This window comes from Tessaracoccus sp. MC1679, from assembly GCF_014164775.1.
In the GTDB taxonomy this organism is placed as follows: domain Bacteria; phylum Actinomycetota; class Actinomycetes; order Propionibacteriales; family Propionibacteriaceae; genus Arachnia.
This window is the reverse complement of sequence record NZ_JACJGB010000001.1, coordinates 494,402-514,199: the sequence shown is the minus strand read 5'-3', so window position 1 is coordinate 514,199 and position 19,798 is coordinate 494,402. Positions and strand designations below refer to the sequence as shown.

Below are 19,798 nucleotides of genomic sequence, written 5' to 3'. Positions count from 1 at the left end.
CGGACCTTCGCCCCTCGCCCCTCGACCCCGCCGTCGCCCTCGCGGGCAGCGCGGCGTGCAGCCGCCCTGTCGTCCCCCACCCTCGCGGGCCACGACGCGTCCTGCCGGACCCTCGCCCCTCGACCCCGCCGTCGCCCCTGCTGGGCATCTCGCGTGAGTGGGCCGATTCTGGCTCCGGGTTCTGGCTGTCCGGTGGGACTGGGCGCGTAGTCGGCACCAGATCCACCGAACAGGCATCGCGGGTCGCGGCTCGGGAGCAGTGTGGGCACGTCGGGTCTGGTTCGCTGATCCCAGTGCAGTGAAGCGGACCACTCACCGCGTCTACAGGGTATGGAGGCTGTGATGGAGCACCCGGTCGAGGTGATGACCAACGGGTTTGACAGGTACGTCGCCGCCCGCGGTGGCGAACTCTGGGTGGCCGCCTGGCTGCTCACCGGGGATCGGCAGCACGCCGAGGACCTCGTCCAGACGGCGCTGTCCAAGACCTACAGCCGCTACGACTCCTTCGACAACGACCACCACTTCGAGGCCTACGTCCGCACGACGATGTACCGCACGTTCATCTCCTGGTGGCGCCGGCTCCAGTGGCGCTCGGAGGTGCCCTCCGACAGCCCGCCGGACCGGCCGTCGGACGCAGGCGAACCATCGCTCGGCACCGACGTCCACCGCGCCCTCGCCGCACTCCCGCGACTCCAGCGCACCTGCCTCGTGCTGCGCTACTTCGAGGACCGCCCCACCCGCGAGGTGGCCGAGTTGCTGCGCATCCCCGAGGGGACCGTCACCTCCCACGTCAGCCGCGGGCTCGCCGCCCTGCGCATCTCCCCCCACCTCGCCCAGGAGGACAGGCCATGAACGAACAGGAATTCTCCGACGCCCTCCGCGACGGCGTCCCGCCCCGCCCGAGCGCTCGCGGCTGGGCGGCCGCCGCCAGGAACCGTGCGCGGAAGCGGCGAATGGGCGTGGCTGCGGCCGCGGTGGTGGCCGTCGTGGGCATGGCCACGCCGCTGGCGCTCCAGCTCACCGCGCCTCCGTCGGTGGTGTTGGCCACCCCGAGCCCCACCCCCGCCGCGACGCCACTGGTCCCCGACCCCTGCCGCGACCCCCTCCCCGGAGCCGAGCCCCTCGTCGACGACGACCTCCCCGACGGCGCCACCCGCGTCTGGCTGTGTGGCCGTTCCGACACCGGATCGGAGCTGGAGTTGGTGGGCATGCCGGATCCGCTCGTCGCGCGCGCTGGTGCCGCCGTCGAAGCCTTCAACGTGCTGGAGAAGTCCGTGGGCGTGCTGGACTGCATGCCGAACCCGCTCGACTACACCGTCGTGGTGGAGTACGCCGACGGCGTGCACCGGGCGGTGCGGATCGCCGGCTGCGGCGACCTCCGGGACGCGACCGGCATGTTCGACATCTTCCGAGCCGACGGCGCCGGCTACCTGAACACTCTCCGCGAGCTGTGGAAGGCCGAGCGCGAGGAGTCCGGGTTCCAGTTCACGGGGGCGGCGCTCTGCGACTCCTCCTACGCCTCCGTCCTCCGGCCCTTGGAGTTGGACGGTCTGACGCGAGCGGTCGCCTGCCGTGCGGACGGCTCGGCGGTCGAGCTGGACGCCGAACTCACCGCCGATCTCCTCGCCGCGCTCCAGTCCGGCGACGCGCTGGCAAGCACGGAGGTGGGGTGGGAGGCGCCGCTCCCGGCCCTGGTCCTGCTCACGCCCACGGGCGATCCCGTCTCGCTCCACCGGAATGACGCCACCTACTGGTGGGACGACGGCACGGCCCGCTGGATGTGGGGGCCGTTGGACGTTGCCCTCGAGGCGCGCATCGTCGAGGCGCAGGGCGTTGACGGCGGACCTGTCCCGTCGCCCAGCCCGACCCCCGTCGTGCTCCCGGATGAGCGTGGCGACGGCTTGGTCTCGCAGGTGTGCGACGACATCCAGACCGGCGCCCTCGCGGCCGAGGAACTCCCCAGCACCGAGAACCTCCCCGACGGCGCAGCGAGGGCATGGCTGTGTGGCGACCGCTGGGAGACGTTCGGCGGCGTGGGCCCCATCGAACCGCTGACCACGGACCCGGACCGCGTCGTCGACGCCGTCAACGCGCTGCCCAGCCCCGACTACGAGGCGTGCCGGGAGATGGGCGGGATCACCTACCACGTGGTGCTCGACTACCCCGACGGCACGCGTCGCGTCGTCTCCGCCGAGACCGTCAACTGCGAGTGGGTCGGCGGCTGGGGCAACCGCGCGGGCGGCGCCCAGCTGCTCCAGGACCTGCTCCCGCTGTGGACGGCCCAGCGCGAGGCGAACCCCGAGCCCTTCCTCGACGAGGTCTCCCTCTGCAGCGACAACGCGGGGATCGTCGGACTCAACTCGCTAGGCCCCGTGGAGCGCGGCTCGCTCTACCGCGGCTACGTGTGCGGCCTTCCCGCGGAGCCCGCCGTCGGGGACGAATGGATGCAGCGTGAGCTCCCGGGCGACCTGGTCCTGGCCATCTCCCAGGCCACGGCCACCCCGGATGACCAATGGAACATCCCGGAGGACGGGCCGTACGTGGTGATGCTCACCCAATACGGCGACCCGGTCACCTACCTGATCGACGAGGACCTGCAGCTCCGGCTGGATCCCCTCGGCGTCCCCGACGGCGGTCCCTGGACCCCCGACGGCGACCTGGCGGGGGCGTGGAGTGAAATCCTCGCCGGCCTACGCGGCGGCACCCCCTGAGTGGACGGAACGCGTGCACGAAACGCCGCCCGAGTGCGAGGCCGTGTCCGCATTGGGCACCGGGTGGCCATCGGAACGGCGTGTCGTTCACGATGGGGGACGGGGGGTGCCGCGTCCGCCCACAGCGTAATTGAAAGGTCAAGCAATCTCGTGCCACAGTTGAGGCGTGAACAATCTCGCGATCATCGTCTCGTCCACCCGTCCCCAGCGCATCGGCGGCACAGTGAGTGACTGGGTGGCCGACACCCTGGACTCCCACTGGGACGTCACCATGCTCGACCTCGCGGAGATCAACCTCCCGTTCATCGACGAGGGCGCGCCCGCCGGCTCCGGCGTCTACACCCAGCCCCACACGCTGGCCTGGAAGGCCGCGATCGACGCCGCCGACGCGGTCCTGATCGTCACGCCTGAGTACAACGGCTTCTTCCCCGCGCCGCTGAAGAACGCCATCGACTACCTCTACGCCGAGTGGGAGGGCAAGCCCATCGCGTTCGTGGGCTACGGCTTCGGTGGCGGTGGCCGCGCGACGAAGGCTCTCACTCAGCTGATGGAGAACCTCAAGGCCGACGTTGTGGGCACCACGGGACTGATCTTCAACACCGATGTCACGATGGAGGGTCGGGTGACGGCCGGCGCAGACAAGCTCGCCGAGCTGCACTCGCTCTCCGACAAGCTCGCAGACGCCGCCGCCTCGGACGACGCCGCGGCCTGACGCCCCTCCTCCGGTCAGTGGCGACTCAGTTGTTGCCGCTGGCCGGAGGCGCGCCCAGCGCCTCGACGGCGGCGAAGAACTCGTCCGCGACCTCGGCCTCGATCAACCCCGCCAGCGCGTCGAGCCTGGCCAGCGACGGGATGCCCACGACCGTGGTGTCCACCAGCGGGCTGCGCATCGAGAACTGCAGTGCTGCAGCGGCCAGATCGACGCCGGCCTCCCGCGCCAACTCGCGGACCCTGCCGACGTGCGCCGCGAACTCCACCGGCATGCTGTGGTAGCCGTAGGTGCTCTCCCCGTTGGCCAGCGTTCCGCCGCCGAAGGGCGCCGCGTTGAAGACCTGCATGCCGAGCTCGCGCGCCCGCACATAGAGCTCCTCCGCGGAGCGGTCCACCAAGGTGTAGCGATTGTGGTTGAGGGCCACGTCGAACAGCCCCGTTTCCACATACGCGCGCGTCTCCGCCAGTGATCCGTACGCGATCCCGATCGCCCCGATAACGCCCTCGTCCCGCAGCGCGATCAACGCCTCGACGGGGCCACCAGGTGCGAGGGCCTCGTCGACGGTGATCGTGAACGGATCGTGGAATTGGTACAGGGGCAGGTGGTCCACACCGAGCCGTTCAAGTGATTCCTCGAGCGAGCGCCGCACTCGAGCGGCGTCGAAGATCCCCGTGGCCGGATCCCGGTCCGCCTTGGAGAAGACGGCCTTGCCCGACGGCACGCCACCGGCCCGACGGATCGCGTCGCCGAGGAACTGCTCGCTGCGTCCGTCGGCGTAGTTGTTGCTGGTGTCGACATGGCCGAGCGGGGACGCGAGCAGAGCGTCAGCCAGGGCCTCGCCGTCGGGACGCTCGCCGAGGCGCGACGCGCCGAGCGTGACGGGGGTGGTGGGAACGTGTGCCATGGGTGCCTCCTGCGGTCTACGTCGTATGCCCCGACCCTAGGAGCCTGCTGAACAATCATGCCTCGGCTGCGGCGCACCGGATCGGGCGATCTGGCACCCCTCCATCTGGATATGGACGTCAAGTACACGCACCAGATGTAGTGGCACCACCTCATCCCGCCCGGCGCGTCCTCGCCGGAGACAGCATTGTTCAGCACACTCCTAGACGACGCCCGCCCTACCCCAGCGGAAGCGTCAGGCCGGTGAGCTCCGCTGCGGCGTCCATGAGGCGAGCAGCGTCCACGGGGTCCTGCGTCGCCCGCGAGGACCGGGCGAGCACCGGCGGGCCCTTGGTGATCCGGCGCGGGCCCCAGTAGTCGCCGTTGCGCGCCTCGGGGCATGCCGCGGCGGTGAGCACCGGGAGCGCACCGTCGTGCTTGCCGTGGGCGAAGAGGCGCACGGGCGCCCGCAGGAGGCGGGCACCGTCGGGCTGGTTGGTCGCGACCCCTGCCCGCGGTGGGGAGAGGAAGTCGACGGCCGTGCCCGGGTGTGCGCCCACTGCAGCCGCGCCACCGCCGTGGCGGGCAAGACGCCGGGCGAGTTCGTGCATCAGGGTTGTCGTGGCCAGCTTCGACTGGCCGTACTTCGCCAGGTCCGAGGCGCGGAGGTCGGGCCGCGGCACCGCGTCCGCCGCCAGCGGTGCGCCCCGGTCGCCGATGCTGCCCACGAGCACGCACCGGCCGTTCGAGGCGTTGATCAGCGGAAACAGCAGGGCGACGAGCGCGTAGTGGCCGAGGAAGTTGGTGCCCCAGAAGAGCTCTTGACCGTCAGCGGTCGTCCGCCCGCGAATGCCCTTGTCCGCCCCGGGCTTGACGTGGTTGGGGTAGCCGATCGCCCCCGCGTTGGCCACGAGCAGGTCCAGCGTGGGGAGGCCAGCCAGCCGCTCGGCCGCGGCACGCACCGTCGACAGGTCAGCCAGGTCCAGTGGCTGGTACGAGACCTCCGCCCCCCGAATCCTGGCTTGGATCGCGTGTTGCGCTGCGCGGAACCTGTCGGCGTTGCGCCCCGCGATCACGACGCGCGCTCCGAGGGCTGCGAGTCCCTCGGCCGTGAAGTAGCCGATCCCCGTCGCGCCGCCGGTGACGACGGCGGTCAGGCCGGTCAGGTCCGTCAGGCGGTGCCGATGGCCCCGCGCCGGGCACTGGGTGTGTGACTCAGGGGCTGCCATACGTGACTCCTGGGGTACGCGGTGGGCCTCCGCATGCTGCGCGGCCCATCCGCCAGCAGATACTCACCAGGAGGCTGTCCGGCACACGCTAATACACCCCGGGGGTCAGCCTGTTCCTGCTTGCGCTACGCGTCCTCGGGGCGTCCGCGACCGCGCTTGATCTCCCCGTGGCGGCGCTTGGTGGTCAGCCTGCGCTCAACCGAGCCCCGTGTCGGGCGGGTGCGGCGTCTCGGCGGCGACGGCGGGGCGAGCCCTTCACGGAGCATCGCAGCCAGACGCTCCCGCGCCGCACCCCGGTTCTGGCGCTGCGAGCGGGACTCGGCAGACACGACGGTGAGGACGGTGCCCGCAAGCCGGGACCGCAACCGGTGCAGGAGCCGCTCCCGCTGGACGTCGTCAAGCACGGCGGAGGCGGCCACATCGAAGGACAGCTGCACCCTCGAATCTGAGGTGTTCACGCCCTGGCCGCCGGGACCGGACGCGTGCGAGAACCGCTCGGTCAGCTCACCTGCCGGGACCACCAAGCCCTCCGGCAGCCCCGGCCCCGGTGCAATCCGCAGCTCGCTCACAGTGTCCAGGGTAGGCCGCTACGCCTCGCCTGGCTCAGCCGACGAGCCGCCCGAGCGAGTAGCGGGCGATGGGCGCATAGCCGAGGACCACCGGCCACGGCCCGTGCACGACGAGCCACGCCACACTCGCGCGACCCGACCCGGGCGCCGCCGCGTCGACCCCGTGCTCGAAGGACAGCCTCAGCGGGCCGCTGCGGACGCTCCAGGACCAGGTCCGCGCCGCCTCGTCGACCGCATCGATGCGGAAGTCCGCAACGATCCCGCCCAGGCCCGTCACCCGGCCGGTCGTCCCCGGCGTCACCATCGGTTCCGCGTACTCCACGCCGCGCAGATGCGGCGCCCATCGGGTCCACCACACCGGCCGGGTGTAGCGCTCCCACACCTCGTCCACCCGTAGCGGACCGCTCGCTGAGAGACGCAGCGCGCCGGACAGAGAGAGGTTCACCTCCTCAGTGTCCATCCCGGCACCCCCGATGAGGTCGACGGGGGCCGAACTCGCGCTCCTTCCGCACCCGCCACGGCAGGGTCCTGCCGCGGCGGAACCCGTCAGGACGTCACGTCGGCGGAGCGGAACCTCGCCCACGCCAGCGACGCGAACACCGCAACCCACCCAACCTGCACCAGCAGCCCCGATCCCAGCACGCCCCAGTCCACCTCGAGGCGGAGGAACTCGGCGAAGTCGAACCAGTGGTGCGTGAGCAGGTAGGGGTGGATGGCCGCGAGTTGTGGCAGGGAGTCCAGCACCGTGGACACCACCGCCACCACGACCGTCGCGGCCATCGCCCCGACGGGGACCTCGGTCAGCGTGGAGATGAACACCCCCACCACCACCAGCCCCGTCAGGGACAGGGCGACATACCCCGCGACACCCAGCATCCGCGCCATCCCGGCCCCCAGGGAGACGGTGGTGCCCGACAGCAGAGTCATCTCTCCCAAGCCGAAGAACGCGCCCCCGGCGGCCAGCGCCATGACGGCGATCACCAGCACCGCGACCACCGCGAACGCCAGTGCCACCAGAGCCTTCGCCAGCAGCAGCCGCGTCCTGGCGACGGGCAGGGTCAGGAGGTAGCGCAGCGTTCCGGCCTGGGCCTCGCCCGCGATCGTGTCGCCCGCGGTGATGGCGATGGTCAGCGGCAGCAGGAACGGCAGGCACATGAACAGGGCCGCGACGACGAGGAACAGCCCGTTGCCGGTGACCCGTCCGATGAACCCCGGCCCCTGACCCTCCAGCCCGGAACCCTGCGCGATGAACAGCACGACGGCGAGGAGCAGCGGCACCAACGCCAGCCCGACGAGGAGCGCCAGCGTGCGGCGCCGGCCGAAGAGCAGCCGCAGCTCGCTGCGCAGCAACCTCCCGAAGGAACCCCTAGCGCGCGACATCGAAGCCCTCCCCAGTCAGTTCCACGAACAGCTGCTCCAGGCTGCGACGGCGGACGGTGAGACCGACGAGGTCCACCCCCGCATGCACCAACGCGGCGGACACGCGCTCCGGGGGCGTGGCCCCGAGCCGCGCCTGGACCTCCACGCCGTCGACGCGCACCTCGGCCAAGCCGAGGGTGCCGAGCACCTCGGTGGCCTCGGCCACGCCGTCGACGGTGGTGGTGACAACCACGCGCGGATCGTCGTCTGCGGCCAGTTCGTGGCGCTCCGCCTGGGCGAGGAGCTTGCCCTGGCCCATGATGCCGATGTGCGTGCAGACCTGCTCGATCTCGGCAAGCAGGTGGGAGGAGACCAGCACGGTGGAGCCCTCCGCGGCGAGCTCACGGATCAGGTGGCGGACCTCGCGGGTGCCCTGCGGGTCCAGGCCGTTGGTGGGCTCGTCGAGGACGAGCAGCTCGCGCGGACGCAGCAGGGCGGCCGCCAGGCCGAGGCGCTGCTTCATGCCGAGCGAGTACTGGCGGTACAGCTTCCCCGAGGCGGCGGTGAGGCCGACCCGTTCGAGCGCCGAGTCGATCCGGGACCGTGAGGTGCCCGGGTCTGCCGTGGCGTCGCACGCGTCGAGGCGGACCAGGTTGGCCCGCCCGCTGAGGTACGGCTGGAACGCCGGCCCCTCCACCAGCGCACCCACCCGCGGCAGCACCGACCCGCCGCTCTCGGGCATGGCCTCGTCGAGCAGCCAGGCGGCACCCGCCGTCGGCTTCACCAGCCCGAGCAGCATCCGGATCGTGGTGGTCTTCCCCGACCCGTTGGGGCCGAGGAATCCGTAGACAGCGCCGCGGGGCACCACCAGGTCGATCCCGTCGACGGCCACCTGGCCGGATCGGAATCGCTTGGTGAGCCCCTCGGTGCGGATTGCCGGGGCGCTCACGCCATCGCGCGCAGGGTCTCGGCGGGAACCGCCCCCACCAGGACGCGACCGTCGTCGGTCACCAGCACGCTGAGCAGCGCGGAGGTGAGCAGGCGACCCTCGGGCACCTCGGTGGTGAGCTGCTCGTAGAGGGCGGCGGCGTCGAGGTCCATGCCCGGCCCATGCTCGGGCTTGAACTCGTCCATCAGGTCCTGCGCCTCATCGGAGCCGGTCGACGGGGTGGGCATGCCGCTCATCGCGCCCGGATCCTGGGCGATCATCGCGGCGACGTCAACGCCGGTGAGCTCGACCACGCTCTCCCAGCCGGTGCCGTACACCGTGGGCTTCTGGTGGTCGCCCTCATGGGCGGGCATCTCGGTGCCCTCGGCGGGGATCGGGATCACGACGTCGCGCTGGGTGGCGCCGGCGGGGGTGGAGAACTCGAACACGGACTCGTTGGGGGCGGTGAAGTCCACGTCCGTGAACGACACCTCGACGGCGGGGGCCGCCTCGTCCTGCGTGCTCCAGGTCTGCACCCGCAGCGGGGTCATGGTCTCACCGTCGACTGCCAGCACCACGTGATCGACGAGGGTGCCGTCGGTGTCAGGGGTGACGACGAGCTGGTAGGCATCGCGCCCGGCGACGCTGATCTGCGAGTCCACGCGCACCGTCGAGTACTCCTCGACGTTGGCCAGCACCTTGGCCGCGGCCTCCTGCGGGGTGGGCAGCTCGTCCTGGCCTGCGAGGGCCTTCTCGCGGGCCTCGTCGCTCATCGTCTCCAGGCGGGCGCGGTCCGCGTCGCTGACGGTGTAGCGGACCACCTCATCGTCGGAGCTGGAATAGGTCCACACGTCCGTGCCGTCGGCCACCATCGAGTACTCGCTCATGGTGCCCAGCAGGGAGACGCGGGCGCGCTCGTCGCCGTCGGTCCAGACACGCAGCGTCGAGCTGCCGCCGAGAAGAGACATGGGATCAGCGCCGGAGGCCTCGGTGAAGAGGAGTTCGGGGAGCCCGAGGCGGGCGGTGTGCACGACGGTGCCGGACATCGCCTGGGGCTCGGACTCGAGGACCCGCGCCACCAGTTCCTCGGCGGTGAGGTCCGGCAGGTTGCTGGACTCGCCGGAGGCGAGCAGCGGCTGCACGAGGAGGCCGACGGCGACAACGCCGGCCACGGCTATCGGGGCGATCCAGGGGGTGCGGAGGGCAGAGCGTCGTTCGGTCATGCGCCCACGGTAGACCGCCGTCGCTGTGAGGACGCTGAGAGCGCCCGCCCGCCGCCACTGGCCCGCTGGCAGGATGGGGGCGTGCGGGTACTGGTGGTCGACGACGAGCGGGGGCTCACCCGGGCGTTGCAGCGCGGCCTGGCGGCGGAGGGGTTCGCGGTGGACTGCTCGCACGACGGCGAGACGGGCCTCTCGCTGGCCACCCACGGCGATTACGACGCGATCGTCCTGGACGTGATGCTGCCCCGGCGCAACGGCTACGACGTAGTGGCCGCGCTGCGTGAACGCAAGGTGTGGACCCCGGTGCTGATGCTGAGCGCCAAGGACGGCGAGTACGACGTGGCAGATGCGCTGGACCTCGGCGCCGACGACTACCTCACCAAGCCCTTCTCCTTCGTCGTGCTCGTGGCCCGGCTCCGTGCCCTGGTGCGCCGTCCCGCGGAGGCCAGGCCGTCGGTGCTCGCCGTCGGCGCGCTCGTGATGGACCCCTCCGCCCGGACCGTGACACTCGACGGGGTGCCCGTGGATCTCACCACCCGCGAACTGGCGCTGCTGGAGTACCTGATGCGGCACGCGGACCGCGTGGTGGGCAAGGTGGAGCTGCGCGACCACGTGTGGGACGGCACAGGGGAGGACCTCAACGTGGTGGAGGTCTACGTCGGCTACCTGCGGCGGAAGCTGGGCCGCGACGTCGTCCTCACCATGCGCGGCGCCGGCTACCGAGTGGTGGGCTGACGGCGTGCCCGGCGAGGGGCGACGGTGGGGCGGGCTCTCACTACGGTTGCGGCTGACTCTGGTGACCGCCGGATTGTTGGCGGTGGGGCTCTCCCTGGGGGCGGTCGCGTTGTCGACGGTGGTGTCCGCGAGCCGGGTGATTGCGCTGGACGAGCTGGCGGAGGCTCGGGCGCTGACGGTGTCGCGGCTGGTGGCCGATGACCGGCTGCCCGAGCCGCTACCGGTGGCGGAGCCGGGGGAGATCGCGCAGGTGCTCGACGGCGACGGCCTGGTGGTGGCGAGCTCGGCCAACGCGAGCCGGACGCTGCCGGTGGTGGCGCCGTCGGAGCTCCCGGCGCTCACGGGAGCCGGCCCCGCGACGATGCCGACGGCCTACGACGCGCGGGCGCGGGTGGTGGCCCGAGCGGCGGACTGGCGGGGGGCACCGGTGACGGTGGTGGTGGCGCTGCCGCTGCGCGACGTCGAGGGGGTGCTGCAAGCGCTGCGGGTGTCGCTGGTGGGGGTGGTGCCCACGTTGACGCTGCTGCTCGCGGGCGTCATCTGGCTGGCGCTCGGCCGGGCGCTGCGGCCGGTGGAGCAGCTCAGGGTGGCCGCCGCCCGGGTGGCCCGCGAGGGCGGGCCGGGCGCGTTGCCCGTGCCCGCAGCCGACGACGAGCTCGGGGCGCTTGCGCGGACCTTGAACGAGATGCTGGACCGCCTGGACCGGGCCGCGGCTCGGCAGCGCGGGTTCGTTGAGGACGCGGCCCACGAGCTGCGCTCGCCGATCTCGTCTCTGCGCGCCGCCGTCGAGGTGGCGGAGGCGCACCCGGCGGCCTTCACCAGCGGGGAGTTGGCGGCCGAGCTTGCGCCGGAGGTGCGGCGGATGCAGGCGCTCGTCGACGATCTGCTGCTGCTGGCGCGGGTGGGTGCGACGGGGGCGCGGCGAGACGACGCTGACCTGGCTGCCCTCGTCGGTGACGCTGTGGCCGGCGTGCGCGCGGGTGTCGCGGTGGAGGTGCGCGGAGCCGGCCGGGCGTGGGTGGACGCGGCCGCCGTCGGGCGGGTTGTGCGCAACCTGGTGGAGAACGCGGCCCGGCACGCCCGTGGTGTGGTGCGGGTGACGGTGTCCGACGGGGTGGTGGTCGTCGAGGACGACGGGGCGGGGATCCCGGCTGGGGATCGCGAGCGGGTCTTCGAGCGCTTCGTGCGGTTGGACGAGGCGCGTGAGCGCGAGGGCGGCGGCAGCGGGCTGGGCCTGGCGATCGCGCGGGAGATCGCCCGCGACCACGGCGGCGAGGTCACCCTGGGGGAGTCTGACCTGGGCGGGTTGAGCGCGACGGTGTCGCTTCCGGTGGGCCCTCCAGACGTGGACTAGGTCTCCCGCCGCGACACCATCTCCGCGATCCAGATCGGTGCGAACGGTGAGGTGCAACCGGGCGGCGTCGGGTAGTCGCGCAGCACGCCCAGTCGCTCGCCGATCGAGACGGTGCGCTCACGCAGCGACGGGTTCTCGATGCCGATCTGCGCCAGGCAATGGTTCATCGCCCACTGCAGCCGCTCGGGCGCCTCCGCCATCTGCGCCTCGATCAGGTCCAGAAGCCCGTCCAGATCGAGCCCCTCAGGGCTGCGCACCACGCGCTCGCTGGTCAGCGCCCACCCCGCGCTCGCGACGACCGGGTCCGGGTCCGCGAACCAGGCCAGGCGCAGCGACTCCGCGTGGGTGCTCTTCTTGACGACGTAGTTGACGAGCCAGTCGTGCACCTTCGGCGAGCCGGCCCCGCGGAGCATGCTGTCGAGCTCGTCGCGGGAGTACAGCTTCGGCCGGCAGATGAGCAGTGCGAGCAGCCGGGCGGCGGAGTCGCCTGTGGACCACAGCTCGACGGCGAGGTCGTGGTTGGTCCTGACCCGCTTCGCCACGGCCCGCAGTCTCGTGAGGTTCACCCCGTGATCGTCGCCGTGGCGCTCGTTGATGGCCCGGATCTTGGGGTCCTCCAGCGCAGCAAGCTCGGCCAGCAGCTCGGCCGCCGTCGCTGCGGTGGTCGCCGCCTCGCTCATGTCGTCTCCCTCGTGATGTGCGGATTCAGCCTACGTCGGCAGCGGCGGGGCAAGCGCCCTAATGTGGCGACATGAGAATCGTTGTCATCGGCGGAAGCGGGCACATCGGGAGCTACCTTGTCCCGAGGTTGGTCCGGGCCGGGCACGACGTGGTCAGCATCAGCCGTGGTCAGCGAGCCAGCTACGTCGAGGACCCGGCCTGGCGGGATGTGCGTCAGGTGGTCGCCGATCGGGAGGCCGAGGAGCGCGAGGGGACGTTCACCGACCGCGTCGCTGCGCTCCGGCCCGACGTCGTCGTGGACCTGATCTGCTTCACGCTGGACTCTGCCACCGCGCTGGTCGAGCGACTCCGCGGGGAGACTGGGCACCTGCTGCACTGCGGGTCCATCTGGCGTCACGGCCCCAGCGAGCGCCTCCCGATCACAGAGGATGGCGGTACGCCGCCGGCTGGGGAGTACGGGATCGCGAAGTCCGCCATCGCGGCCATGCTGAAGGAGGAGACGAGGTCCGGCGGGTTGGTCACCACGTCGCTGCATCCGGGCCACATCGTCGGCCCCGGCTGGCATCCGATCGGCCCGCTCGGCAACGTCGATCCGACGGTGTGGCGCACCCTCTCAGCCGGCCAACCGCTCGAGATCCCCGGGCTCGGCGGCGAGTTCCTCCATCACGTGCACGCCGACGATGTGGCCCAGGCCTTCGAGGCGGCCATCGTGCACCGCACCGCGGCCGCGGGGGAGGACTTCAGTGTCGTGGCTCCGTCGGCGTTGAACGTGCGGGGGTACGCGAGGATCGCGGCGGGATGGTTCGGGCAGGCGGCGGAACTGCGCTCGGTGAGCTGGGACGAGTTCCGCGCGTCCGCCGCCGAAGGCGCCGCAGAGGCCAGCTGGGAGCACCTGCTGCGCAACCACTACCTCAGCATCGGGAAGGCGCGATACGCGCTCGGGTACGAACCCAGGTATCAGCCGGACGAGGCCATCCTCGAGTCAGTGAGGTGGCTGATCGAGCACGGAGAGTTGGAGGTCGCGGCGCCGCTGGTGGTGTAGCGAGCGCAGCCACCCTGAGCGATCACTCAGACGTCGAGTGCCTTCGCCTGCGTCACCCAGTCCTCACACTCAGCTACCGACAGCCCGATCACCGCTCCGTGACGGGTCTCGATCATCTCTTTCAGGTTGGCCGCGTTGCGGTGCCGGAGCTCCTTGACGGAGTCCACCCCGATGCTCTTGAGCATCTCCGCGTACTTCGGTCCGATGCCCTTGATCCTGGCGAGGTCGTTCTCTACGGATGCCATCACAGCTCCTCGAAGTGTTCGGTGCAATCCTTCGTTGGACTCATCCATCGTATCCAGCCCTGTCGCCGCGGGTGTCGATCTGACTAGGCCGCTCCTGGCTTTCTTGTCACGCCTCGTGCCCGGGTGTGAACCACAGAGCGTAAGCTCCGAGGCGGTCGCGAGGACCTCAGGGGTTCGGCACCCGGCACGCCTCGGTGAAGCCGGCCGGTGGAACACCGAGGGCCTGGATCACCCGCGCCCAGTAGTTCACCTGGGCGGCAGTGGTGGCAAGGATCACGATTTCACGCTCGCTGAACTCCGCCCTGAGCCGCGCCAGGTGCTCTGTGGGAAACGTCAGCGGTGTGGATGAGATCAGCCTTGCGCACTCGATGGCCAGCCGCTCCCGGTGGGTGAAGGTCTGGATGCCGTCAGGGTCGCCGCGGGCGAGCGCGGCCAGTTCGGCGTCGCTCAGCCCGGCGCGGTCATGCTCGTAGCTGTTCATGTCCACACAGAACGCACAGTTCGCGGTGATGGACGCGGTGACGCGGACCAGCTTCAGCAGCCGCTCGGAAGGTTCGCGATGCGCCACCAGCATTTCCAGCAGGCCGGAGCCGATCGCAGCCCTGGGATACCAGGCGAGCAGCCGGGCGGGCTCCATCCGGCGCCCTGTCGTGCGCTCGGCGATCCTGACCCCGAGTCGCAGCAGCGGATTCATCCGGCGCGGTTCACCGATCAGTGCCATGGCGCCATCATGGCAGCGCACTCGGACAATGGGCGGGAACTCCGCAACGCCAAGACCACGCGCGTCTTGTGGATGTCCCGGCCCAAAGGGTCGGGGTCTTAGGTTGTCGTCAGACAGCTGAGCGTTCGCTGTGGGGCTCAGCCACACACGCCATCCCGGTGGCTCAGGTGGCGCCCAGCGCCGTCGAAGCCCCGGACTGTGCGCTTCACGCTCCTGCCGAGGTGCTGATGCCGCCGGAATGGTGTCGTTGACGACGAGGGGTCTGCAACTTGCTACCCAGAGGGCGGCTTCTGCATATATGCGCAGATGCCGCTCTATGGGTAGCAAGTTGCAGACAAACACAAACCAGGGGGACCGTCTTTCCTCGCATGAGGGCGGGTTCGGCCGGGATACCACTCCGGCCCGCACGCGATGAACAACTACCGGATCTGCCGCGATGAGCGCAGCCGGCAGGGAGGGCAGCCTCAGCAGAGGCCCAGCTACGTTCCCGAACCCGCACCGGAAATATGGTCCGTCCAAGCCCTCTCGGCTTCTTCGAGTGTCATCTCTTGGACCTGGGAGGCCGGGAGGTGCACCACGTAGAGCAGTGCGTCGGTCAACCATCTCGGGACTGGCTCAGGCTTCTCCGGTTCCGGGGTCGCGGTCAGGTCGCTTGCCTGCTTGGCGAAGAGCTCCAGAACCTCCGTGAGCGCCTTGGTCTTCGGTGAGGAGCCAGCGTTAGCGACGCGTTGCCTGATCTCTTCGTAGACCTCGTTGTCCTTGCGGTACCCAACTGCCCAGACCTCCGCGACCTCCACTCGGAAGTCTCCTGCGTCGTCCTGCACGACTCGCCATACGACGCGCCAGTCACGATCGCCGACGGCGATCTTGCGGTAGCCGATGAGACCGCCCAGCAAGGGGGCGCCTGCGTTGGGGTCGCGCTCGATCTGGATCATCTTTTTCAAGGCCCAGCGCACGATCTGCGGGTCGGCCTTGAACAGGGTCTCCAGGTCCTCGACCGCATCCCCGGTCAGGCGCACTAGACACCCGGGTACTTCCGGGTGCTTCTTTTCAACCATGCGTAACCGCTGGCCCGGGGCCGGACCGGAGTTGCGTTGTCACTCGCGGCCGGTGGCTAGGTCAGCGTCGAGCTCGGCCTCGAGTTCCACCCGGTCGAACCCGAACGCCGCGATGGCGTCGTCCAGATCGGTGCGGCTGCCAGTGTCAGAGAGCTCGCGCGACAAGACGAGGGAAGCGGCGATCAGGTCAGCCCGAACACGGTGAAGCTCGTCGAACTGTTCAACGGAGATAACGGCAGCGACCGCGCGCCCGTGGCGCTCGACGATGATGTCCTCACCACGCTCCGCATCCTTGACCAAGCCCGCGACACCGCGGCTGGAGGCTGCGGTAACGGACAGAGTCCGCTCGCGGTGCAGGTCAGCGAAGATGGTCATGACAAGAACTGTATAGGAATCTGTGCAGATTGCAAGAGCGTGCGCGTACCTCCCCGGTGAGAAGCTATCGATCCTGCGACTAGAGGTCTGGCCCAAGAGGGCCCTTGAACGAGAGCTGCGCAACGTCCGGTCATGCCGCGGACCGCTCGGACGTTCACAGGTTCCGGAGGTGGCGGACTGGGGCGCCTCGCCGCAGGCCCGAGGAGCCGAAATTACACCGACGTAATCTGTGCACAGCTGTGGATAAGGCTGTGGAGAGATCACGCGAGGCCACCCAGGCGAGCCAACGCGGCGGCGGCAGCCCCGGCAATCACCACGAGCAGGAATGGCGCGCGCAGCACCAGGGCCACGGCGGCCACAAGCAGGGCCGCGGCGCGCGCGTCGAGCGCCACCGCAGTGCCAGATACGAACGCGTTGGTGGCCACGAGCGAGGCGAGCAGCCCGACCGTGACCCCGTGCGAGAGCTTCACGACCCACGGATTCTCGAGCCATCGCTCGGGAAGCAGGTAGCCGACCAGCTTGGTGACGTACGCGATCGCGCAGGCGGCCATGATCCAGAGCCACATCGTCATCGTGGGACACTCCGATCGACGTCCGGCGCGACCGTCGAGTCGCGGCGATGCTGGGCCAGAGTCATCGCCACCGCGACACCTGCCGCCACGATGATCGGAATCCCCGGCGGTACGAACGGTGCCACCGCCACCGTCACCACGGCGGCCATCACCGCGATCGCGATCGGGTCGCGGCTCCGTAGCCGCGGCCACAGCAAACCCAGGAACGCCGCGACAGCCGCGCCGTCGAGCCCCCAGGCCTTCGGGTCGCCCAGGGCGTCGCCGAGGAGGGCCCCCAACAGTGTGAACAGGTTCCACAGGACGAACACCGCGACACCTCCAGCCCAGAACCCCCGCCGCTCCTCGACGGGGTCCTCCGCGGCCGACGCGGTGGCGATGGACTCGTCGATGGTCAGGTGCGCGGCCACGAAACGTCGCCAGCCGCGCGGGCGGAGCATGGCGTTGGCGGTGACCCCGTAGATCGCGTTGCGGACCCCCAGCAGCGAGGCGGCTGCGGTCGCCGACGCCAGCGCCCCACCTCCGCCGACGACGCCGACGAACGCGAACTGCGAGCCGCCGGTGAACATCAGCAGGCTGAGCACGCATGCCTGCCCCACCGTCAGGCCGGCAGCCACGGCCAGTGCCCCGAACGAGATCCCGTAGAGCCCCGTCGCGACGCCCACCGACAGCCCGCGCCGCTGCGCGGGGCTCAGCGCCACCCTCACTCCACTGACCTCACAGGACAGACTGTTCCGCGGACTCGGCGATCACCGGCAGCCGCAGCACGAACTTCGCCCCGCGGTCCGGGTCGTTGCCCGCGCGCACCGAGCCGCCGTGCGCCCGCGCCGTGTGATCCACGATGGAAAGCCCCAGCCCGGTGCCGGGGGTGTTCCGCGCCCGGTCCGAGCGGTAGAAGCGGTCGAAGATCAGCGGGAGGTCCTCGTCGGCGATGCCCGGGCCCTCGTCGACGACGGTGAGGGTGCCGTCTTCCAGCGTGACCACGATGGTGCCGTAGGAGGGTGAGAACTTCACGGCGTTGTCCAGAAGGTTGGTGATCGCGCGCTCCAGCGTCGACGGATCCCCCATCACGGGGGTGGGCTCCAGGGTGACGTCGAAGGTGATGTTGGGGCCTCGACGGCGGGCGCGTTCGATGGCGGACTCCGTCACCTCCGCCATGTCCAGGAGCTCGTGCGGGCGCTGGAGGTGGTCGTCGCGGGTGAGTGCCACGAGGTCTCCCACCAGTGCGGAGAACTCGCCCAGCTGCGCGGCGACGTCGCCCAAAATCACCGAGCGGGCGCCCTCCGGGAGCATGCCGGAGGTGTCGTCGGCCAGCAGCAGCTCGATGTTGGTGCGCATCGACGTGAGGGGGGTCCGCAGCTCATGCCCGGCGTCGGCGATCAGCTGGCTCTGCTGCTCCCGCGACGTCTGCAGCGAGCGCAGCATGAGGTTGAACGACTTGGTCAGCTCACCCAGATCATCTCGACCGTAGATCCGGATGGGGTTGAGCTGATCGGTCTGCGTGACGGATTTCACGGCCTGCGAGAGTCGACGCACGGGAGCGAGCACCGTCTGCGCCGCCCACAGCGCCGCGAGCGTGGTGGTCAGAACGCCCAGCGCGCCGGCCGCCAGCAGCGCGGCCCACAGTGAGCCGAGCGTGGATTCCAGTGCGACGGTGGGCCGCCCGTAGATCACGGCGTAGAACGCCCCGTCCACCGACATCGGCACCGACACCACGCGGTAGGAGGTGCCGTCCGCATCCAGGGTGCGGGCCGAGGACCCGGACTGCATCCGCGCCACCGCGATCTCCTCGGACCCGGCAGGCAGGGACACCGGCTGGCCGGGCACCTGCTTGACCAGCCCATCCGCCGCGACAAGAGCGAGCAGCCCATCGGAGGACCCCATCAGGTCACCCGAGAGCCCGCCCATGTTGGACACGTTCGACGCGATGGTCCCGGACGCCGTCTGGGCCACCGCCACCAGCTCACGATCCAACTGCTCCAGCAGGGACCACCGCGTCACGACGTAGGAGGTGGTGCCGACGACCAGGACCGACAGCGCCACGCTGATGCCCGTCAGGAGGGCAAGGCGCCACTGCAGCGACTGGCCACTGACGAGGCGGCCCAGGCCGCGGCGAAGCCGGATCCACCAGCTTCCGATCACGGGGGAGTTTCACGCAGGACGTAGCCGATGCCGCGCACTGTGTGGATGAGCCGGGGCCGGCCGCCAGCTTCGGTCTTGCGCCGCAGATACCCGATGTAGACCTCGAGCGAGTTGGCCGTGGTGGGGAACTCGAAGCCCCACACCTCATTGAGGAGGGTATTGCGCTCCATGACGCGGCGCGGGTTCTCCATGAACACCTGCAGCAGCGCGTACTCGGTGCGGGTGAGCGAGATGTGCTGCCCGGCGCGCGTCACCTCGCGGTGCTGCGTGTCCAGCGTGACGTCCTGGAAGGTCAGGACCCGCGACTCCGCCTCCGGCACGGGCTTCGAGCGCCGGGTCAGCGCCCGCAGGCGCGCCAGGAGCTCGTCGAGGGCGAAGGGCTTGACCATGTAGTCGTCTGCGCCGGCGTCGAGCCCGTCCACGCGGTCCCCGACGGCGTCGCGCGCAGTCAGGATGAGGATGGGGGTGTCGTTGCCGCCGTCCCGAAGCATTCGGGTGGTCTCGAGGCCGTCGAGACGGGGCATCATCACGTCCATGATGATGGCGTCGGGTGTGTAGCTGACCAGCTTCGCGAGGGCCTCGACGCCGTCTGCGGCGGTCTGCACATCGTCGCCCGTGTAGGTCAGTGAGCGGGCGAGCGAATCGCGTACCGCCTGATCATCGTCAACCACCAAGATCTGCATGATCGTCCCCCCAAACCTTCCTCCACGCCGGTGGCTCATTCTAGCCACCTGTGCCCCCGGCCTCGGTGAGCCAGACCCGCGCGGCTAAAGTGTGACCAATGTCAACGATTCTCTTCGTATGTTGGGGCAACATTTGTCGCTCCCCGATGGCCGAGCGGGTTGCACGGCGCCGAGCCGAGGAGCGTGGGCTCGACGTGCGGATCGCCAGCTTCGGGGTGTCCAGCGACGAGGTGGGCAACCCCATCGACCACCGCGCCGCGCGCACCCTGGAGCGTGCCGGCTACGACGCTTCGGGGCACCAGGCGCGCAAGATCGGGGCAGCCGACATCAAGGGCGCGGACCTCGTGGTGGCCGCAGAGCCGCTGCACGTCGCCCGCCTGCAGCGCATCGCCCCGTCTGCCAAAAACATCGTTCTGCTCAACGACTTCAACCCGGACAAGACCAAGGGGGAGCCGCTGACTGACCCGTGGTACGGCACGGAGGAGGGGTTCGAGGAGACGCTGGCAGACATCGAGGCCGCCGTCGACGGCGTGCTCGAGGCCGTCACCCGCGACTGATCCGGGGCGCGGCTATCGCACCC

General features: G+C 70.5%; 23 protein-coding genes. 7 read left to right on the top strand and 16 right to left on the bottom strand.

What is annotated here, in order from left to right; genetic code table 11:
- Positions 1–342 precede the first annotated feature (342 nt).
- From H5398_RS02510 to H5398_RS02500, 3 genes are all read left to right on the top strand, one after another.
- Entirely contained in the window at positions 343–852 is a 510-nt protein-coding gene (locus tag H5398_RS02510) for a SigE family RNA polymerase sigma factor (protein ID WP_220489058.1), read from the top strand.
- On the top strand, positions 849–2,711 hold the full coding sequence (locus H5398_RS02505) for a hypothetical protein (protein ID WP_182798884.1): 1,863 nt from the start codon (positions 849–851) through the stop codon (positions 2,709–2,711). The genes H5398_RS02510 and H5398_RS02505 overlap by 4 nt, the downstream gene beginning before the upstream one ends.
- Before the next feature lie 166 nt (positions 2,712–2,877).
- On the top strand, positions 2,878–3,423 hold the full coding sequence (locus H5398_RS02500) for an NAD(P)H-dependent oxidoreductase (RefSeq protein ID WP_182781406.1): 546 nt from the start codon (positions 2,878–2,880) through the stop codon (positions 3,421–3,423).
- A gap of 25 nt (positions 3,424–3,448) precedes the next feature.
- On the opposite strand, the gene H5398_RS02495 is transcribed toward H5398_RS02500, so the two are convergent.
- The 7 genes from H5398_RS02495 to H5398_RS17100 form a co-directional block, all read right to left on the bottom strand.
- On the bottom strand, positions 3,449–4,327 hold the full coding sequence (locus H5398_RS02495) for an aldo/keto reductase (RefSeq protein ID WP_182781407.1): 879 nt from the start codon (positions 4,325–4,327) through the stop codon (positions 3,449–3,451).
- A gap of 217 nt (positions 4,328–4,544) precedes the next feature.
- A complete protein-coding gene (locus tag H5398_RS02490; protein ID WP_182798883.1) occupies positions 4,545–5,534 on the bottom strand; it encodes an SDR family NAD(P)-dependent oxidoreductase in 990 nt (329 codons plus the stop codon).
- A 125-nt stretch (positions 5,535–5,659) separates the two neighbouring features.
- Complete coding sequence (gene arfB / locus H5398_RS02485; RefSeq protein WP_182781409.1) at positions 5,660–6,103, bottom strand: alternative ribosome rescue aminoacyl-tRNA hydrolase ArfB; 444 nt, start codon at positions 6,101–6,103, stop codon at positions 5,660–5,662.
- Between the two features lie 34 nt (positions 6,104–6,137).
- Positions 6,138–6,548, bottom strand: a complete 411-nt coding sequence (locus tag H5398_RS02480; RefSeq protein ID WP_220489057.1) for a hypothetical protein — start codon at positions 6,546–6,548, stop codon at positions 6,138–6,140.
- A gap of 101 nt (positions 6,549–6,649) precedes the next feature.
- Positions 6,650–7,483: an ABC transporter permease gene (locus H5398_RS02475; protein ID WP_182781410.1), complete on the bottom strand. Its 834-nt coding sequence runs from the start codon at positions 7,481–7,483 to the stop codon at positions 6,650–6,652.
- On the bottom strand, positions 7,470–8,411 hold the full coding sequence (locus tag H5398_RS02470) for an ATP-binding cassette domain-containing protein (protein WP_182798882.1): 942 nt from the start codon (positions 8,409–8,411) through the stop codon (positions 7,470–7,472). Before H5398_RS02470 ends, H5398_RS02475 begins: the two co-directional genes overlap by 14 nt.
- Positions 8,408–9,613: a hypothetical protein gene (locus H5398_RS17100; RefSeq protein WP_182798881.1), complete on the bottom strand. Its 1,206-nt coding sequence runs from the start codon at positions 9,611–9,613 to the stop codon at positions 8,408–8,410. The genes H5398_RS02470 and H5398_RS17100 overlap by 4 nt, the downstream gene beginning before the upstream one ends.
- A gap of 81 nt (positions 9,614–9,694) precedes the next feature.
- Between H5398_RS17100 and H5398_RS17095 the strand changes: the two genes are divergently transcribed.
- Both H5398_RS17095 and H5398_RS02455 read left to right on the top strand, forming a co-directional pair.
- On the top strand, positions 9,695–10,348 hold the full coding sequence (locus H5398_RS17095) for a response regulator transcription factor (RefSeq protein ID WP_182781413.1): 654 nt from the start codon (positions 9,695–9,697) through the stop codon (positions 10,346–10,348).
- A gap of 4 nt (positions 10,349–10,352) precedes the next feature.
- Positions 10,353–11,702, top strand: coding sequence for an ATP-binding protein (locus H5398_RS02455; RefSeq protein WP_182798880.1), 1,350 nt, complete (start codon positions 10,353–10,355; stop codon positions 11,700–11,702).
- On the opposite strand, the gene H5398_RS02450 is transcribed toward H5398_RS02455, so the two are convergent.
- Positions 11,699–12,382, bottom strand: a complete 684-nt coding sequence (locus H5398_RS02450; protein ID WP_182798879.1) for a DNA alkylation repair protein — start codon at positions 12,380–12,382, stop codon at positions 11,699–11,701. The genes H5398_RS02455 and H5398_RS02450 overlap by 4 nt on opposite strands.
- Before the next feature lie 71 nt (positions 12,383–12,453).
- Between H5398_RS02450 and H5398_RS02445 the strand changes: the two genes are divergently transcribed.
- On the top strand, positions 12,454–13,425 hold the full coding sequence (locus H5398_RS02445; protein WP_182781416.1) for an NAD(P)-dependent oxidoreductase: 972 nt from the start codon (positions 12,454–12,456) through the stop codon (positions 13,423–13,425).
- Positions 13,426–13,451: 26 nt separating this feature from the next.
- Here the strand turns inward: H5398_RS02445 and H5398_RS02440 are convergent, their stop codons facing one another.
- The 8 genes from H5398_RS02440 to H5398_RS02405 all read right to left on the bottom strand — a co-directional run bounded on the left by H5398_RS02440 (position 13,452) and on the right by H5398_RS02405 (position 19,218).
- Positions 13,452–13,670 (bottom strand): DUF4332 domain-containing protein, encoded by a 219-nt coding sequence (locus H5398_RS02440; RefSeq protein ID WP_220489054.1) that lies wholly within the window; start codon positions 13,668–13,670, stop codon positions 13,452–13,454.
- 166 nt (positions 13,671–13,836) lie between these two features.
- A complete protein-coding gene (locus tag H5398_RS02435; protein WP_182798878.1) occupies positions 13,837–14,391 on the bottom strand; it encodes a carboxymuconolactone decarboxylase family protein in 555 nt (184 codons plus the stop codon).
- Between the two features lie 479 nt (positions 14,392–14,870).
- Positions 14,871–15,449, bottom strand: a complete 579-nt coding sequence (locus H5398_RS02430) for a type II toxin-antitoxin system RelE/ParE family toxin (protein ID WP_182798877.1) — start codon at positions 15,447–15,449, stop codon at positions 14,871–14,873.
- A gap of 39 nt (positions 15,450–15,488) precedes the next feature.
- Positions 15,489–15,824: a type II toxin-antitoxin system Phd/YefM family antitoxin gene (locus tag H5398_RS02425; RefSeq protein WP_182781430.1), complete on the bottom strand. Its 336-nt coding sequence runs from the start codon at positions 15,822–15,824 to the stop codon at positions 15,489–15,491.
- Between the two features lie 260 nt (positions 15,825–16,084).
- Positions 16,085–16,396: an AzlD domain-containing protein gene (locus H5398_RS02420; protein ID WP_182781431.1), complete on the bottom strand. Its 312-nt coding sequence runs from the start codon at positions 16,394–16,396 to the stop codon at positions 16,085–16,087.
- Positions 16,393–17,094: an AzlC family ABC transporter permease gene (locus H5398_RS02415; protein WP_370586028.1), complete on the bottom strand. Its 702-nt coding sequence runs from the start codon at positions 17,092–17,094 to the stop codon at positions 16,393–16,395. The genes H5398_RS02420 and H5398_RS02415 overlap by 4 nt, the downstream gene beginning before the upstream one ends.
- Positions 17,095–17,110: 16 nt before the next feature.
- Positions 17,111–18,499 (bottom strand): HAMP domain-containing sensor histidine kinase, encoded by a 1,389-nt coding sequence (locus tag H5398_RS02410; RefSeq protein ID WP_220489101.1) that lies wholly within the window; start codon positions 18,497–18,499, stop codon positions 17,111–17,113.
- A 32-nt stretch (positions 18,500–18,531) separates the two neighbouring features.
- On the bottom strand, positions 18,532–19,218 hold the full coding sequence (locus tag H5398_RS02405; RefSeq protein WP_182781433.1) for a response regulator transcription factor: 687 nt from the start codon (positions 19,216–19,218) through the stop codon (positions 18,532–18,534).
- 98 nt (positions 19,219–19,316) lie between these two features.
- Between H5398_RS02405 and H5398_RS02400 the strand changes: the two genes are divergently transcribed.
- On the top strand, positions 19,317–19,775 hold the full coding sequence (locus H5398_RS02400; protein WP_182798875.1) for a low molecular weight protein-tyrosine-phosphatase: 459 nt from the start codon (positions 19,317–19,319) through the stop codon (positions 19,773–19,775).
- Positions 19,776–19,798: the final 23 nt, after the last annotated feature.